The sequence below is a fragment of the Micromonospora profundi genome (assembly GCF_011927785.1).
In the GTDB taxonomy this organism is placed as follows: domain Bacteria; phylum Actinomycetota; class Actinomycetes; order Mycobacteriales; family Micromonosporaceae; genus Micromonospora; species Micromonospora profundi.
On record NZ_JAATJK010000001.1, the window covers coordinates 2,217,806 to 2,233,461 of the forward strand.

Annotated in this window: 15 protein-coding genes; 12 read left to right on the forward strand and 3 right to left on the reverse strand. The window is 72.2% G+C overall.

Features of this window, described 5'->3' with window-relative positions; genetic code table 11:
* Positions 1-35 precede the first annotated feature (35 nt).
* The 3 genes from F4558_RS09720 (at position 36) to F4558_RS31915 (ending at position 1,640) form a co-directional block, all read left to right on the forward strand.
* Entirely contained in the window at positions 36-230 is a 195-nt protein-coding gene (locus tag F4558_RS09720; protein WP_053661241.1) for a CsbD family protein, read from the forward strand.
* Positions 231-301: 71 nt separating this feature from the next.
* Positions 302-643: a YnfA family protein gene (locus F4558_RS09725; protein WP_167943827.1), complete on the forward strand. Its 342-nt coding sequence runs from the start codon at positions 302-304 to the stop codon at positions 641-643.
* A gap of 367 nt (positions 644-1,010) precedes the next feature.
* A complete protein-coding gene (locus F4558_RS31915; RefSeq protein WP_312877300.1) occupies positions 1,011-1,640 on the forward strand; it encodes a polysaccharide deacetylase family protein in 630 nt (209 codons plus the stop codon).
* 278 nt (positions 1,641-1,918) lie between these two features.
* On the opposite strand, the gene F4558_RS09735 is transcribed toward F4558_RS31915, so the two are convergent.
* Complete coding sequence (locus F4558_RS09735) at positions 1,919-3,325, reverse strand: KamA family radical SAM protein (protein WP_053661237.1); 1,407 nt, start codon at positions 3,323-3,325, stop codon at positions 1,919-1,921.
* A gap of 141 nt (positions 3,326-3,466) precedes the next feature.
* Between F4558_RS09735 and kdd the strand changes: the two genes are divergently transcribed.
* From kdd to F4558_RS09780, 9 genes are all read left to right on the forward strand, one after another.
* The gene (gene kdd / locus F4558_RS09740; RefSeq protein ID WP_167943828.1) at positions 3,467-4,528 is read left to right on the forward strand and encodes an L-erythro-3,5-diaminohexanoate dehydrogenase; all 1,062 of its coding nucleotides are present in this window, start codon (positions 3,467-3,469) and stop codon (positions 4,526-4,528) included.
* Between the two features lie 4 nt (positions 4,529-4,532).
* Positions 4,533-6,098 carry an amidohydrolase gene (locus tag F4558_RS09745; protein WP_053661234.1) on the forward strand — a complete coding sequence of 522 codons (1,566 nt, stop codon included), beginning with the start codon at positions 4,533-4,535 and terminating at the stop codon, positions 6,096-6,098.
* A gap of 22 nt (positions 6,099-6,120) precedes the next feature.
* Positions 6,121-7,680: a lysine 5,6-aminomutase subunit alpha gene (kamD, locus tag F4558_RS09750; RefSeq protein WP_167943829.1), complete on the forward strand. Its 1,560-nt coding sequence runs from the start codon at positions 6,121-6,123 to the stop codon at positions 7,678-7,680.
* Positions 7,677-8,426, forward strand: a complete 750-nt coding sequence (kamE, locus tag F4558_RS09755; RefSeq protein ID WP_167943830.1) for a lysine 5,6-aminomutase subunit beta — start codon at positions 7,677-7,679, stop codon at positions 8,424-8,426. Before kamD ends, kamE begins: the two co-directional genes overlap by 4 nt.
* Positions 8,423-8,830 carry a 3-aminobutyryl-CoA ammonia lyase gene (gene kal, locus F4558_RS09760; protein ID WP_167943831.1) on the forward strand — a complete coding sequence of 136 codons (408 nt, stop codon included), beginning with the start codon at positions 8,423-8,425 and terminating at the stop codon, positions 8,828-8,830. Before kamE ends, kal begins: the two co-directional genes overlap by 4 nt.
* Before the next feature lie 41 nt (positions 8,831-8,871).
* Entirely contained in the window at positions 8,872-10,209 is a 1,338-nt protein-coding gene (locus F4558_RS09765; RefSeq protein WP_167943832.1) for a glutamate mutase L, read from the forward strand.
* A 485-nt stretch (positions 10,210-10,694) separates the two neighbouring features.
* Positions 10,695-12,392: an apolipoprotein N-acyltransferase gene (lnt, locus tag F4558_RS09770; protein ID WP_167947346.1), complete on the forward strand. Its 1,698-nt coding sequence runs from the start codon at positions 10,695-10,697 to the stop codon at positions 12,390-12,392.
* Between the two features lie 33 nt (positions 12,393-12,425).
* Positions 12,426-13,235, forward strand: coding sequence for a polyprenol monophosphomannose synthase (locus F4558_RS09775; RefSeq protein ID WP_306271455.1), 810 nt, complete (start codon positions 12,426-12,428; stop codon positions 13,233-13,235).
* 66 nt (positions 13,236-13,301) lie between these two features.
* Positions 13,302-13,832, forward strand: coding sequence for an FxsA family protein (locus tag F4558_RS09780; protein ID WP_053661224.1), 531 nt, complete (start codon positions 13,302-13,304; stop codon positions 13,830-13,832).
* A 65-nt stretch (positions 13,833-13,897) separates the two neighbouring features.
* On the opposite strand, the gene F4558_RS09785 is transcribed toward F4558_RS09780, so the two are convergent.
* Positions 13,898-14,239, reverse strand: a complete 342-nt coding sequence (locus F4558_RS09785) for an RNA polymerase-binding protein RbpA (RefSeq protein WP_007460094.1) — start codon at positions 14,237-14,239, stop codon at positions 13,898-13,900.
* Positions 14,240-14,466: 227 nt separating this feature from the next.
* A complete protein-coding gene (locus F4558_RS09790) occupies positions 14,467-15,624 on the reverse strand; it encodes a coiled-coil domain-containing protein (protein ID WP_167943833.1) in 1,158 nt (385 codons plus the stop codon).
* Between the last annotated feature and the right edge of the window lie 32 nt (positions 15,625-15,656).

Here is a 15,656-nt window from a genome sequence, read left to right on the forward strand (position 1 = left end):
GCGGGTGGGGACAGTCGCCAGACCGAGGAGGCGCGATGAGCTTCACCGAGAAGGCACGTAACAAGGTTGAGCAGATGGCCGGCGCCGCGAAGGAGCGCGTTGGCGACATGACCGACAACGAGCGGATGCGGGGCGAGGGCGCCAGCGAGAAGAGCGAGGCGCGCGCCAAGCAGGCCGGTCAGAACATGAAGGACGCGGGTCGCAACGCGAAGGACTCCTTCACCAAGTGACCTGAGCTGTCCACGGGTCCCCGGGCGTACGACGGCCCGGGGACCCGTGGTGCTGCGGCTACTGTCGCCGGGTGACGGTGCTTCGTTCGCTTGTGTTGTTCGCGCTCGCGGCGCTGGCCGAGATCGGTGGCGCCTGGCTGGTCTGGCAGGGCTGGCGGGAGCAGCGCGGCCTGTGGTGGATCGCCGCCGGTGTGGTGGCGTTGGGCTGCTACGGCTTCGTGGCGACGTTCCAGCCGGATGCGAACTTCGGCCGGATCCTGGCCGCGTACGGCGGGGTGTTCGTGGCGGGCTCGTTGGGCTGGGCGATGGTGGTCGACGGTTTCCGCCCGGACCGGTGGGACGTCACGGGTGCGGTGCTGTGTCTGCTCGGTGTCGCCGTCATCATGTACGCGCCGCGAGGCGGTTCCGTGTAGGCGGCTGAGCGGGGGACACCGAGTCCCTTTCGCGTCTGTCATGATCCGCTGCGTGATCCACTTTCGGCTCCGGCTTCTGGCAGGTGTTCTGGCGGCAGGTGCCGTGCTCGGCGTCACGGCTTGCGGCACCCCGCCCTCCCGGGCGTCCTCGCCGGTCTTCGTGAGCCCGTCCGGTGCTTCGGTCGCCCCGTCGGGCGCTTCGCCGCCGGCGGTCCCTGCTCCGGCGGCTTCGATCCCGGCGGTTTCGGCTTCGCCGTCGGGCGCTGTCGCGGCGCCGGTGAGCCCGCAGCCGACTGGTGTTCCGGGTGCGACGCCGACGGGGATCAGGCCACCGGTCGTCGATCACGGGCCGCGTGTCGGCAACCGGGTGGCGTTGACGTTCGACGCGGACATGACCGACGGGATGCTGCACAGTCTGCGCAGCGGCCGGGTGCGGTCGTACGCCAACCTGCGCATCCTTGACCTGCTGGAGCGGGAGCAGGTGCCGGCGACGTTCTTCCTGACCGGCAAGTGGGTGCAGCGCTATCCGGAGGTGACTCGGCGGATCGCCGGCAATCCGCGGTTCGAGCTGGCCAACCACACGTACGGGCACCTGGCGTTCACGGGGGACTGCTACGGCCTTCCCCGGTTGCCGGCGAGGGGCATGACCGAGGACGTGGCGAAGACGTTCCGGGTGATCGAGCCGTACGGGGGTCGGCAGACCCGGTACTTCCGCTTTCCGGGCCTGTGCCACGACAAGGCTGCGCTGGACGCGCTCGCTCCGCTCGGGCTGACGGTTGTCGACGGGGACGTGGTCAGCGGTGATCCGTTCGCCGAGGCGTGGCAGCCACTGGTGCGCGCGGTGCTGGACAAGGCGCGCCCCGGGTCGATCGTGATCATGCACGTGACCGAGGCGAACGCCTCGATGACCGACGAGGCGTTGCCGCACATCCTGGCCGGGTTGCGCGAGCGGGGCCTGGTGCCAGCGACGCTGTCGGAGGTCCTGACCGGCGGCTGAGAGTCCGGCGGCTGCTGGCCGAGCAGGGAGGATGCAGCGGCGGGTCGACCTTGCCGCCGAGGCCGTATGCGTTCATGCCAGCCATTGCGGCAAGCACGGCCAGCGGGCTTGATGGGCGAGCGTGATACCGCAGAGTCATATTGATGACGCAGAGGTATCACGCTCGCCGCAGACCTACGTCGCCGTCGCCTACGACGGCCGATGCCTACGACGGCTGACAGCCGACGGCCCGCGGCACCGGGCGCCCTCGCGGCGCAACAGGCGCTCCGGGTGGTGGATCAGTCGTCGCGGTGGTCGGTCCACCACTGCTGCCCGCTGTCGGGCAGGGTGTCGATCGGGTCGTAGTAGGCGTAGCGCTTGTTGAGGGCCTCCAGGTCTGCCGACTCGATGGAGGTCCGGTAGTTCTTGGTCCAGTAGGAGATGCCGCGGTCGCGGTCGTAGTCGGTGAGCATGTGCACCCACCGCTTCCCGACGAAGGGCACGTCGCAGACGATGCGTGGGGTGGCGTAGCCGGGCAGGTAGCCCATGATGTCGTGCTGGAGTTGCTGAGCGTGCCAGACGGGGACCCGCCAGTGTTCGGCGTTGGGGATCATGTCGCACATGTAGAAGTAGTACGGCAGGATCCCGGCCTCGCCCTGGAGCGCGAAGCAGAGGTCGAGCAGCTCGGGTGTGGTGGCGTTGACGCCGCGCATGAGGACGCCCTGGTTGCGGACGTCGCGTACGCCGACGTCGAGGGCGGTCTGTGCGGCCTTGGCGACCAGAGGGGTGAGCGACTGGGCGTGGTTGACGTGGGTGTGGATGGCGAGGTTGACGCCGCGGCGGGCGGCGGTACGGGCCACCCGCTCCAGCCCTTCGACGACGTCGGGCTGCAGCCAGTGCTGGGGGAGGCCCATGAGGGCCTTGGTGGCGAGCCGGATGTCGCGGACCGTCTCCAGTTCCAGGAGGCGCATCAGGTACGACTCGAGGTTGCGCCAGGGGACGTTTGCCACGTCGCCGCCGGAGACGACGACGTCGCGGACGCCGGGGTGGGCCTTGAGGTAGCTGATGTGGGCGTCGTAGCGGTCGACGGGCTTGAGGGTGAGCTTGAGTTTGTCGACGGCGGGGGTGGAGTTGCCGACGAGGTCCATGCGGGTGCAGTGCCCGCAGTACTGCGGGCAGGTGGAGAGCAGTTCGGCGAGGACCTTTGTGGGGTAGCGGTGGGTGAGGCCTTCGGCGACCCACATGTCGTGCTCGTGCAGGGAGTCACGGCTGGCGTAGGGGTGTGACGGCCAGTCGGTGCGGCGGTCGGAGGCGACCGGGATCATGTAGCGGCGGATGGGGTCGGCGAGCAGCGCCTCGGTGGTGGGCGGCGCGAACGGCACCATCGTGTTGATCATTTGGGGTGGTACGAGCATCGACATGGTGGCCAGTGCCTGCTGGTCGGCCTGGACGTCGGCGTAGAAGCTCTCGTCGACGAGGTCGCCGAGGACGGCGCGTAGTTGCTTGACGTTCTTGACGCAGTTGACGCGCTGCCACTGGGCGGATTCCCACTGGTCGCGGGTGACGTGGCGCCAGCCGGGGAAGCGGGTCCAGTCGGGTTCGACAAGCGGCTGGCGGCGGTATTCGTACGGCTGCCCGGCGCTCGGCACGGCGACCGGGGCGTGACGTGGTTGAGCGATGGTCTCGACCGGTTGGGTCTGGGTCACGGCCCCTCCTCGGTGCTCGTGGCTGATCATGAGGCTCGAAGGCTACTGGAAAATATCCGGCAAAGAAATTAGTCTGCCGTAAGTTTTCCCGTTACGCGAGCCTTGACCGGGGCTTCGGACGGCTGGACAGGGGAGGTCGGCGTGACGTCACCGGTGGGACTGCACCGCGTCGTGGAGCCAGCGGGGGTGCTGCCGCAGGCGGCCTGGCGGCTTGACACGTCCGCCGCGATCGCCCCGAACGAGGTGCGGATCCGGGTGCAGCGACTCAACCTGGACGCGGCGAGCTTCCGGCAGTTGTCGGAGAAGCACGGTGGCGACGGGGACGCCGTCCGCGCCGAGGTACTGGAGATCATTTCGACGCGGGGCAAGATGCAGAACCCGGTGACCGGTTCCGGCGGGATGCTGATCGGCACTGTCGAGGAGGCCGGTCGGCGTTCCCCGCTGGGGCTCAAGGCGGGGGAGCGGGTCGCCACGCTTGTGTCGCTCACGTTGACGCCGCTTGTGGTGACCGACGGGCTGGCCCGCTGGGACGGGCGCAGCGAGCAGGTGCCGTGCGACGGGTGGGCGATCCTGTTCGCCCGTTCCATCGCGGCGGTGCTGCCCGAGGACGAGGACCCGCAGTTGTCCCTGGCGGTGCTCGACGTGTGCGGGGCGCCGGCGTTGACCGCGCGGGTGGTGGCGCGCTACGTCGAGGACCGGCGCCGTGCAGGTGATCCGACGCCGGTGCGGGTGGCGGTGATCGGCGGGGCGGGCAAGAGCGGGTCGCTGTCGCTTGCGGCGGCGCGACGTGCGGGTGCGGCGCGTACCGTCGGGGTGGTGCCGGTCGCGGCGGAGCGTGACGCGCTGGTGGCGGCCGATCTTGCGTCGGTGGTGGCGTTGGCCGACGCGCGGGATCCGGTGGGGTTGTCGACGGCGGTGACGACGGCGCTGGGTGCCCCGGCGGACGTGACTGTGGTGTGCGTGGACGTGCCGGGCTGTGAGCACGGGGCGGTGCTGTCCACGGCTGACGGTGGCACTGTGGTCTTCTTCTCGATGGCGACGAGCTTCTCCGCGGCGGCGTTGGGCGCCGAGGGGTTGGCGGCGGACGTGACGATGCTTGTGGGCAACGGCTACGTGCCGGGGCACGCGGAGTTGGCGTTGGGGTTGCTGCGTGCCGAGCCGGGGGTGCGTCGGCTCTTCGCGGCGCGGGTGGCGGCAGACTGAGGTCATGACGAACCCCTCGACGTTGTACCGCGGCGGTGTGCTGCACTGTCCCGCTGATCCGAGCGCTACCGCGCTGTTGGTCTCCGGTGGGCGGATCGCCTGGTTGGGCATTGACGGTGACGCGCCGCCTGCCGACCGGGTGGTGGATCTCGATGGTGCGCTGGTGACGCCGGCGTTCGTCGACGCCCACGTGCATGCCACCGACACCGGGTTGACGCTGTCCGGGCTGGAGTTGTCCGGGGTGCGGTCGGCGGGGCAGTTGCTCGACGCGGTGGCAACGTACGCGGCGGGGCTGCCGGTGGACGCTGTGGTGTTGGGGCACGGCTGGGACGAGTCGGGCTGGTCGGACGCGACGTTGCCGGATGCGGCGGCGCTGGACCGGGCGGCCGACGGTCGGCGGGTGTATCTGTCGCAGGCGTCGATCCATTCGGCGTTGGTGTCGTCGGCGCTGCTGGCGGCGTGCCCGCAGGCGGCCGACGCGGCCGGCTTCGACGCGTCGGGTTGGTTGCGGCGCGACGCGCATCATGTGGTGCGGGCGGCGGCGCAGGGGTCGGTGAGTCGTGCGCAGCGGGTGGCCGCGCAGCGGGTGGCGCTCGCGCACGCGGCGTCGCTGGGTATCGCGGCGGTGCACGAGTGCGGTGGGCCGGAGATCTCCGACGAGGAGGACTTCACCGGTCTGCTGGGCATCTCCGGTGATGGGTTGCCGGAGGTGTACGGGTACTGGGGTGAGCTGGGTGGCGCGGCGCGGGCCCGGGAGTTGGGTGCGGTGGGCGCTGGTGGTGACCTGTTCGCCGATGGGGCGTTGGGGTCGCGGACGGCGCACGTGTCGCAGCCGTACGGCGATGGTGACGGGTGTGGGCACGGGTACCTGTCGGCGGAGCAGGTGCGTGATCATCTGCTGGACTGTGCGGCGCATGGCATGCAGGGAGGGTTCCACGCGATCGGTGACGCGGCGATCGGCACGGTTCTCGACGGTTTCGCGGCGGCGGCGCGGGCGGTGGGTGTGGAGCGGCTGCGGGCTGCTCGGCACCGCATCGAGCACGCGGAGATCATGAGTAAGCGGTTGATCGCCGGGTTCGTGGAGTACGGGGTCGTGGCGAGCATGCAGCCGGCGTTCGACAGGTTGTGGGGTGGCGCGGGCCGGATGTACGAGTCGCGGTTGGGGTTGGACCGGTCGTTGGAGTCCAACCCGATGGGTGCGATGCATTCGGTGGGTGTGGCGTTGGCGTTCGGGTCGGATTCGCCGGTGACGCCGCTGGATCCGTGGGGGTCGGTGCGGGCGGCGGCGGCGCACCACAATCCGGCGCAGCGGATGGGTGTGCGGTCGGCGTTCGCGGCGCACACCCGTGGTGGGTGGCGGGCGGTGCACCTGGACGTCGAGGGGGTCCTGGCGTTGGGGGCGCCGGCGACGTTCGCGGTGTGGTCGACGCCGGCGGGTGTGGATCGGGGTCTGCCGGTGTTGCTGGCCGAGGATCCGGAGTTGCGGGGTCCGGACGATCCGACGCCGCTGCCTGTGTGCCGGCGTCTGGTGCTGCGCGGTGAGGTCATCTACGAGGAAGGGTCGTCGTGAGCGAGCAGATGAGCGGTGTGGCGTGACCGGAAAGCTTGATCTTGATCCGGTGCTTGTGGCGCGGGCGCGGGAGTTGGCGCGTCGGGCCGGACAGCCGGTGGTGGACCTGGCCCGTAGCCACACCACTGTGTCGGTGGAGAGGGCCGTGCTGCGGCTGGCCGGGGTGAGCGGCGCCGACCCGGACGGCATTCCGTGGGTGAACCGGCTCGTCGACGCGGTCGTCGCGGACATCGGGTTGGGCCACGGTGTGGCGGTGCCGGTGTTCGATGCCCTCGCCCGTGAGGGCATCACCGACGTGACGTTGCTGGCGCAGAAGGCGGCTGCCGGGTCGGTGCGTTTCGCCGTGCCGACCGGCCGGGCCGCGACGACAGCCCGGTCCGCGGCGCGCAAGGCCGTCGGAGCGGGTGTACGGCGCATCGACAGGCGACGTGCGGAGCGGGACCGGCTCGTCAAGCGGCACGGTGACCCGGCGCAGCGGCCGTGGATCTACCTGATCGTGGCGACCGGCGACATCTACGAGGACATCCCGCAGGCGCAGGCGGCGGCGCGGGCGGGCGCGGACGTGATCGCGGTGATCCGTTCCACGGGGCAGTCGCTGCTGGACTACGTTCCCGAGGGCGCGACGCGGGAGGGGTTCGCGGGCACGTACGCCACGCAGGAGAACTTCCGGCTGATGCGGGCGGCGTTGGACGAGTCGTCGAAGGAGTTGGGCCGCTACGTGCGGTTGACCAACTACGCGTCGGGGTTGTGCATGCCGGAGATGGCGACCCTTGCCGGGTTGGAACGCCTCGACATGATGCTCAACGACTCGATGTACGGGATCCTGTTCCGCGACATCAACCCGATCCGTACGTTCGTGGACCAGCGGTTCTCCCGTCAGGTGCACGCCCGCGCGGGGATCATCATCAACACCGGTGAGGACAACTACCTGACGACCGCCGACGCGGTCGACGAGGCGCACACGGTGACGGTGTCGCAGCTGCTCAACGAGTTCTTCGCCCACGAGGCGGGGTTGGCGGACTGGCAGTTGGGCCTGGGGCACGCGTTCGAGATCAACCCGGAGGTGCCGGAGTCGTTCCGGTTGGAGTTGGCGCACGCCCTGTTGGCCCGGGAGTTGTTCCCGGAGGCGCCGCTGAAGTGGATGCCGCCGACGAAGCACATGACAGGTGACGTTTTCCGGGGCAACCTGCTGGACGGGTTCTTCAACCTTGCGGGCGCGCTGACCGGGCAGGGCATCCTGCTGGTGGGGATGATGACCGAGGCGGTGGTGACGCCGTGGCTGTCGGACCGGGACATCGCCCTGCAGAACGTGCGGTACGTGCTGGGCGCGGCCGGCGGGTTGCACGAGGACTTCGTGCCGGCGCCGGGCGGGTTCATCCGCCGCCGGGCCAACCAGGTTCTCGGTGAGGCGCTGGACCTGTTGGAGCGCATCGGGGAGCAGACGCTTCTGACGGCGATCGCCGAGGGCACGTTCGGGATCATGAAACGGCCCGCTGACCGGGGTAAGGGCCTCGCTGGGGTCGCCGCGCACGAGGCGGACTACTGCAACCCGGCCACCGAGATCCTGGAGGCGGCGGCGTGAGTGGGCAGATCGTGCGGCCGTACGGGGACACCACAGGTGACGGGATGGTGCAGGTGTCGTTCACGCTGCCGGTGCCGCACGACAAGCGGGCCGAGGGCGCGGCGGTGCAGTTGGCCAACCGGATGGGCATCGACCCGGCGATGGTGGTGCACGCCAAACCGATGGGCGACGGGTTCACGTTCTTCGTCGTGTACGGGCGGGTGAACCACCTGGTGGACCTGGACGGGGTGCAGGTGGTGGAGCGGGACTTCGCGCTGCTGTCGGCCAAGGAGGTCAACACTGTGGTGAAGCAGCGACTGCGGCGCAAGCTGTCGGTGGTGGGGGCGTGCATCGGCACCGACGCGCACACCGTGGGCATCGACGCGATCCTCAACGTGAAGGGCATCGCGGGGGAGAAGGGCCTGGAGTACTACCGGGAGTTGAAGGTCACCAACCTGGGTGCGCAGGTCAGTGTGCCGGAGCTGGTGGAGGCGGCGCGGGTGGAGAAGGCCGACGCGGTGCTCGTGTCGCAGGTCGTCACCCAGCGCGACGCGCACCTGCACAACACCCGGGAGATGTCGGCGGCGTTCCGTGAGGCGATGCCGGCGGGCCGTCGGCCGTTGCTGATCGTCGGTGGTCCCCGGTTCGACGAGTCGATGACCGACGAGTTGGGTGTGGACCGGATCTTCGGTCGGGGCACCACGCCCGGCGAGGTGGCCAGTTACCTCGTGCACGCCCTGATCACGCAGCGGAAGGCGATGGCATGACCGACTCCAGGCTCGGGTTGACGGTGACGCACCGGCGGTATGTGCCGTACGCGCACGCCCACTACGCCGGCAACCTCGTCGACGGGGCGTACGCCCTCGGGTTGTTCGGCGACGTGGCCACTGAGGTGTGCATCCGTACCGACGGCGACGAGGGTCTGTTCGCCGGGTACGCCGATGTGCGGTTCCTCGCGCCGATCCGCGCCGGTGACGTGGTGGAGGTGACGGCGCGGGTGTCGAAGGTGGGCTCGCGCAGCCGCACCCTGGAGTTGAGCTGCGCGGTGGTGTGCCGGGGCCGCCCGGACCGCTCCGAGTCCGCCGCCGAGGTCCTCGACCCGCCGATCGTGGCGGTCACCGCGACCGGCACCGTGGTCGTTCCCGCCGCAGGTGTGAGTCGCGAGGAGTGAGCCGGGGTTGCGAGCCCCGCAGTCGCGAACAGGGGAGGCCTGTGACCCTGGCGGTCTGCGCGGACGTCGGCTCGACGTACACCAAGGCGGCCGTGGTGGATCTGGCCGCCGGTGTGCTGGTGGGTGCGGCGGCCGCGCCCACGACGGTGGGCAGCGATGTGCTGCGGGGCCTGGACGCCGCGGTCGCGGCGGCGACCGCCGGGCTGGGTGTGGGTGACGTGCCGTGGTACGTGTGCTCGTCGGCCGGCGGTGGGTTGCGGCTTGCCGTGGTCGGCTATGAGCCGCTGGTCACCGCACAGGCGGGTCGGCGGGTCGGGTTGTCCGCCGGGGCGCACGTGGTGCACGTTGCCGCCGGGCGTCTCGGTAGGGCAGATCTGGCGGCGTTGCGCGCGGCCCGACCGGATGTGGTGCTGCTCGTGGGTGGCACCGACGGTGGTGACGCCGACACGATCACCCACAACGCCACACGGCTGGCCCGGGCCCGCTTCCGGATACCTGTGGTGCTGGCGGGCAACGGTGACGTGCGCGACGAGTTGACAGGGCTGTTGGAGGCCGCCGGGGTGCCGGTGACGGGCGCGGACAACGTACTGCCCCGCATCGGTGTGCTGGCGCCCGCGTCGGCGCGGGCGGCGATCCGGGCGGTGTTCCTGCGCCACGTCATCGGCGGCAAACGGTTGTCCAAGGGCGGCCGGTTCGCCCGGTTGGTACGCGCGGCCACCCCCGACGCCGTACTCACCGGTGTGGAGGTGCTCGCCGACACGATCGGCGGGGACCTCGCGGTGGTCGACGTGGGTGGGGCCACCACCGACGTGTATTCGGTGCTCACCCCCGACGAGCGGGCCGCTGGGCCGGGCCGTGAGGTGGCCGGGAGCCTGTGGCGGGCCCGCACCGTCGAGGGTGACCTGGGTATGCGGTGGAGCGCCCCCGGGGTGGTGCGCGCCGCTGTCGAGGAGCGGCTGCTGGCCGCCGCCGACGCCGACGATCTGGCGGTCGCGGCGGAACGGCGGGCCGCCGACCCGGCGTTCCTGGCCGGCGACGACGCCGAGCGGGCCGTGGACCGGCGTATCGCCACGCTCGCCGCGACCGTCGCGTTGCGGCGGCACGCCCGTGGGGCCGCCACCGGGGAACGCGCCGGCCGGGATCTGCGCGACGTGAGGCTGCTGGTGGGCTCCGGTGGGGTGCTGCGGCACGCCGCCGCGCCGGTGTCCGCCGAGGTGCTGGCGGCGGTCCTCGCCGACCACGCCGGCGGGTGGGCGCTGCCGCGGGCGGCCCGCGCCGTGGTGGACGTGGACTACGTGTTGGCCGCCGGCGGGCTGCTCGCCGAGGAGCACCGGGCGGCGGCGGGGGCACTGCTGCGCCACCATCTGGGCACGCAGTGAGAAACACCGGCCGACACGCCGTGGTACATCACACGACAGGCCGGGGGTGGGTTGACAGGAGGCGGGGGTCGGCACGTACCGTCTTTGAGTCCTACCACGGGAAGCGGCTGTTGTTCGCTTCGTCCCTTCGTCCGCTGGCCGAGCGACAGTTGAGCGTCATCGTCGCAGCGGCCAGGTCCAGCGGGCGGGGGTCGGCGGGGCGGCGCGAACCGGTCGCGGTTACCGGTGTACGGGCAGGGTGAGGTGCACGGCCAGTAGACAACGGCCCGGCGGGGGCAGCCAGTCCGCGTCCGGTCGGTCCGAAGGTCGGCGCTCCTCGTCCTCGCCACACCGGCCGGGGAGGGCCTGGGAGCATCGGGGCGCGGCGCGAGCCGCGCCCCGATTTCATGTCCGCCGGGTGGTCTGTCCCCGGCAGCCCGATGCGGCCGATGTGCCGCCCGGCCAGGTAGCCTTCGCCCCGTGATCGAGGGGATGCTGCGGTGACGATGCTGGACCGGGACGAGACCCACTCCCCGGCGGTGCCGCCGCCTCCGGTTGCCGCGGGGCGGCCGCTGCCGCTGAAGGTCGCCGCGCCGATGGCCGTCGTCGCCGGTCTGGCGCTGCTGTTGGCGTTCCCGCCGTACGGCGTGTGGCCGCTCGCGCCCGTCGGGGTGGCGTTGCTGGCCGCCGCCGCGCACCGCCGCAGGTTGCGCGCCGGCGCCGGCGTGGGCTTCCTCACCGGGGTGGCGCTGTTCGCGCCGCTGCTGTCCTGGACGAACCTGCACACCGGCTACCTGCCGTGGGTGCTGCTGTCGCTGCTTCAGGCCGGCTACCTGGCCCTGCTGGGCGCGGCCACCGCCTGGGTGTCGCCGCTGGCCGACCGTGGCCGCTGGGCGTGGCCGGCGCTGACCGGGCTGCTCTGGGTCGGACAGGAGGCGCTGCGCGACCGTACGCCGTTCGGCGGGTTCCCGTGGGGGCGGCTGGCGTTCAGCCAGGACGACTCCCCGCTGCTGCGGCTGGCCGCGCTGGGCGGCGCTCCGCTTGTCACCTTCGCGGTGGCCCTCACCGGCGGGCTGCTGGTCACCGCCGCGTGGCACGCCTGGACCACCCTCAGGGCCGCCCGCCAAACACCAGCCGACACCGCACCAGCCGACACCGACGGGCGCGACCCGGCGCCGGGCGGCAACGCCCTTACCGGGGCTGCGCCCGCGCGGCGGTGGGCGCCGGTGATCGCGCCGGCCGTCGCCGCGGTGGCAGTGGTCGCCGCGGGCCTGCTCGTGCCGCTCGCCGCCGCGGGCAGCGGCGCGCCCGTCACCGTGGCCATCGTGCAGGGCAACGTCCCCCGCCTCGGGCTGGACTTCAACGCCCAGCGCCAGGCGGTGCTCAACAACCACGTCGACGCCACAATCGAGTTGGCCGCTCAGGTCGCCGCCGGTACGCAACGCCAACCCGACCTTGTGGTGTGGCCGGAGAACTCCAGCGACATCGACCCGCTGCGCAACCCCACTGCCGGGGCCCGCATCTCCCAGGCCGCCGACACGATCCGCGCACCGATCCTGGTCGGCGCGGTGCTGCTCGGCCCCGGCCCGGGGCAGGTCCGCAACGCGGGCATCCTGTGGCAGCCCGACACCGGGGCGGACATGTCGCAGCTCTACACGAAGCGGCACCCGGTGCCGTTCGCCGAGTACGTGCCGCTGCGCGACATCGCCCGGATGGTCAGCGACAAGGTCGACCTGGTCCGCAACGACTTCGTACCCGGAAGCACCCCGGGCGTGGTACGCGCCGGCCCGATCGTCCTGGGTGATGTCATCTGCTTCGAGGTGGCCTACGACGAGGTGGTCCGCGACACCGTCACCGGCGGCGCGCAGCTGCTTGTGGTGCAGACGAACAACGCGACGTTCGATGTGGCCGAGGCCCGCCAGCAGTTGGCGATGGTGCGGTTGCGGGCGGTGGAGCACGGCCGGCCGGCGTTGATGGCGTCCACTGTCGGGGTGTCCGGGTTCGTCGCCCCCGACGGGCGGGTAAGCGACGCCACCGGGTTCAACACCCGGGAGGTCGTGGTGCGGGAGCTGCGGCTGCACGACGGACGGACCCTCGCCACCCGTCTCGGTTGGTGGCCGGAGCTGGCCCTGGCCGGGTTGGCAGTGGCAGCCCTGGTCGGCGCGGGGGTGCTGCGCCGCCGGCAGCGGGTCGTGCCCGGATAGCAGCAGCCGGTACGCCGGCGGAGCGGAGGAACCGTGATCCAGGCGACCGATACGATCCGGCGACCCGACGAGGTGCCCGGCGTGGGTCAGGTGCTGGTGGTGATCCCCACCTACAACGAGGCCGACAACGTGGCGGCGATCGTGGGCCGGGTCCGCCGTGCCGCGCCCGCCGTGCGGATCCTCATCGCCGACGACAACAGCCCCGACGGCACCGGCGCGATCGCCGACGCTCTGGCCGAGAACGACCCGCATGTGCGGGTTCTGCACCGTGAGGGCAAGCAGGGCCTCGGCGCGGCGTACCTGGCCGGTTTCGGGTGGGCGCGCGAGCGCGGCTACGACGCGGTCGTGGAGATGGACGCCGACGGCTCGCACGCCCCCGAGGACCTGCCGGCGCTGCTGGAGGCCGCCCGCGACGCCGACGTGGTGATCGGGTCCCGCTGGACCAGCGGGGCGCGGGTGGTGAACTGGCCGCTGCGGCGTCTGCTGCTGTCGCGTGGCGGCAACCTGTACGCGCGCCTCGCGCTGGGCATGCCCGTGTCCGACGCCACGGGCGGCTACCGGGTGTACCGGATCAGCGCCCTGGACGCCATCGACCTGGAGTCGGTCTGCTCCCAGGGCTACTCGTTCCAGGTGGAGTTGTCCCGTCTGGCCCACCAGGCCGGTGTGCGGATCGTCGAGGTGCCGATCACGTTCGCCGAGCGGGAGCATGGGGACAGCAAGATGAGCCCACGCATCGTCGCCGAGGCGTTGTGGCGGATCACCAGGTGGGGTGTGCAGGACCGCCGTCAGGCGGTACGGCGTGGTGTGAACGGCACCTCCACAGGTCAGGTGCGGTGGCCGTGAGCACGGCCGTGTCATGCTGGATGTGCGGCGCGTGTGGGTGTGCCGCCCAATTAGCGATGAGGTGAGATGCGGCGAGGACTGAGGTTCGTACCGGTTGCCCTGCTGCTGGCGGTGCTTGTGGAGGTGGCGGCGTTCGTCCTGTTGGGGCGGGCGGTGGGGTTCGGTGCGGCGGTGCTTGTGGTGTTCGCCGCGTCTCTGCTGGGGTTGGTGCTGCTGCGCCGTGAGGGGATGCGCGCGTGGCGGGGGTTCCGGACGGCCGCGCAGGCCGGGCAGCCCCCGGGGCGGCAGGTCACCGACGGCCTTGTCGGGTTGGCCGGTGCGCTGCTGCTGGCGGTTCCCGGGCTGGTCAGTGGCCTGGTCGGGTTGTTGCTGATGGTGCCGCCGCTGCGTCGTCTGGCCCGCGCCGGGGTGCAACGCACCGCCGAGCGGCGGGTGTCGTCGATGGTCGCCGGTGACCTGTTCGGGCCGCGTACGGTGCGGGTGCGCCAGGGCGCGCCGCAACCGACGCCACGTCCGCAGCCGGAGCCGCCGCCGGTCGTGGTGGACGGCGGTCGGGCCATCGAGGGTGAGATCGTCGAGCCCGGCCCGCGTAACTGAGGCACAGATACGTCGGCGCCCCCGGGGAATTCCCCGGGGGCGCCGACGCGTGTGGTGCGGCTTGCTCAGGCGCGGCCGCGGCGGGTGCGAACCTCCTGGAGCCGTTCGGCGAGGATGTCCTCGAGCTCGGCGATCGAGCGCCGCTCCAGCAGCATGTCCCAGTGGGTACGCGGCGGCTTGGCCTTCTTCTGCTCCGGCTCGTTGCCGTCGACGAGTCGGGCGACGCTGCCGTCGAACTTGCACTCCCAGGTCGTCGGGACCTCGGCGTCGACGGCGAACGGCACCTCGAACTGGTGGCCCTTGGCACACAGGTACTCGCGGGTCTGACGCGGCGCGAGCTCCGTGTTGCGGTCGGATTCGTAGCTGACCGCGCCTAGCCGGCTTCCGCGCAGCATACGCTCGCCCATGATCGACTTCCCCTCGTTCGTGGTGCTGGTCTTCCGGGTGTAACGGTGGGTTCCCGTCGCCCCATTCCCGCCCGAGGACACCATGCGTCCACAGGTGGGCCGGAACCAAGGGTAGCCGGCCTGGCCGGACACCTGCCCGGCCGTGTTCCGGCGGCGGCGGTGATGGCTGCCACCGGGGATGTTAACCGCCCAGGCACGGCGAAGGTTGCGCCGGGCATCCCCAGCGGTCAGCGGGCGGCCTCGCCGGGGGCGGCGGCGCCGAGGCGGGCCAGCGCCACGGCCAGGTCGCTGACCTGGTCACCGAGCTGCGCCACCCGCCGCTGGGCCAGGTCACGGTCGGACTCGGCGGCGTCGAGGCGTACCGACAGGGCGGTGAGCCGGCCCTCGGCGGTGGCGGCGGCCTGCCGGGCGGCGGTCAGCTCGACGGCGAGGGAGTCGCGGTGCGCGACCGTGGCGGCAAGCTCCGCGCGGAGCTGGGCGGCGAGCTCCGCGGCCTCCTGCCGGGCGTCGTCGGCCGCGCGGGCGGCGACCTGGGCGCGGTCGCGGGCCCGGTCGGCCTGCTCGCGGGCGCGGGCCGCGTCGGCGGCCTCGGTGCGGGTCCGGGCGGCGTCGGCGCGGGCCTGGTCGATCTGGCGGCGGACGTCCTGCACCTCGCTCTGCCACCGGCCGGCCCGCTCGGTCGCGTCGGCGGCGGCCCGGGTGGCCCGCTCGATATCGGCGCGCAACCCGTCGCGCTCGACGGTCAGGTCGGCTACGCGCTGCCGCTCGGCGTCGCGGTGCGCCCGCAGGTCCCGCACCTCGGCGCGGGCCTGGTCCCTGTCGTGTTCGGCCTGTACGCGCAGCGCCTCGGCGGCGCTGGCGTCGTGTCGTGCCGCGTCGCGGGCGGCCTCGGCGTGCTGCGCGCGCTCGTCGGCCGCGGTGGCCTGCCGCGTTGCCTGCTCGGCGCGCTGCCGGGCGTCGTCGGCCTCGGCGATGGCGACGCGGGCCTGCTCCCGGGCGCGTGCGGCGTCGGCCGCGGCGTTCTCGGCGTCGTCGCGGGCCTCGTCGCGTTCGATCTGGGCGGCGGCGATCTCGGTGGCGGCCTCGGCGTGCGCCTGGGCGAGTTGCCGTTGCACACCCAGCGGGGACAGCTCGGCGTGCAGGGCCTCGGTCAGCGTCTCGACGATCTGGTCGAGCCGGTCCACCGCCTCCCACGTGCGGGCCACCTGCCCGGGCAGGCCGGGGGCGTTGCGGTGCCGCATCCGGCTGTTGCGGGAGGCGCGCTGGCACGCCCCGTCGTTGTCCCGGCAGTAGCGGAAGGGGCGACCCGCGCCGACGCGCTGCGGCACCGGCTGTCCACAGTGGGCGCACGGGCGGGTGTCGGTGGGGGTGGGCTCGGCGTCCATCGAGGTGGCAGTCTAGTGCCGGCCGCCGACGG

What these genes read in the sequence shown, in the direction of transcription:
- F4558_RS09720 (WP_053661241.1), top strand. Translation starts at nt 36, where the DNA reads ATGAGCTTCACCGAGAAGGCACGTAACAAGGTTGAGCAGATGGCCGGC.
- F4558_RS09745 (WP_053661234.1), top strand. Translation starts at nt 4,533, where the DNA reads ATGACGAACCCCTCGACGTTGTACCGCGGCGGTGTGCTGCACTGTCCC.
- kal (WP_167943831.1), top strand. Translation starts at nt 8,423, where the DNA reads ATGACCGACTCCAGGCTCGGGTTGACGGTGACGCACCGGCGGTATGTG.
- lnt (WP_167947346.1), top strand. Translation starts at nt 10,695, where the DNA reads ATGCTGGACCGGGACGAGACCCACTCCCCGGCGGTGCCGCCGCCTCCG.
- F4558_RS09780 (WP_053661224.1), top strand. Translation starts at nt 13,302, where the DNA reads ATGCGGCGAGGACTGAGGTTCGTACCGGTTGCCCTGCTGCTGGCGGTG.
- F4558_RS09785 (WP_007460094.1), bottom strand. Translation starts at nt 14,239, where the DNA reads ATGGGCGAGCGTATGCTGCGCGGAAGCCGGCTAGGCGCGGTCAGCTAC.
- F4558_RS09790 (WP_167943833.1), bottom strand. Translation starts at nt 15,624, where the DNA reads ATGGACGCCGAGCCCACCCCCACCGACACCCGCCCGTGCGCCCACTGT.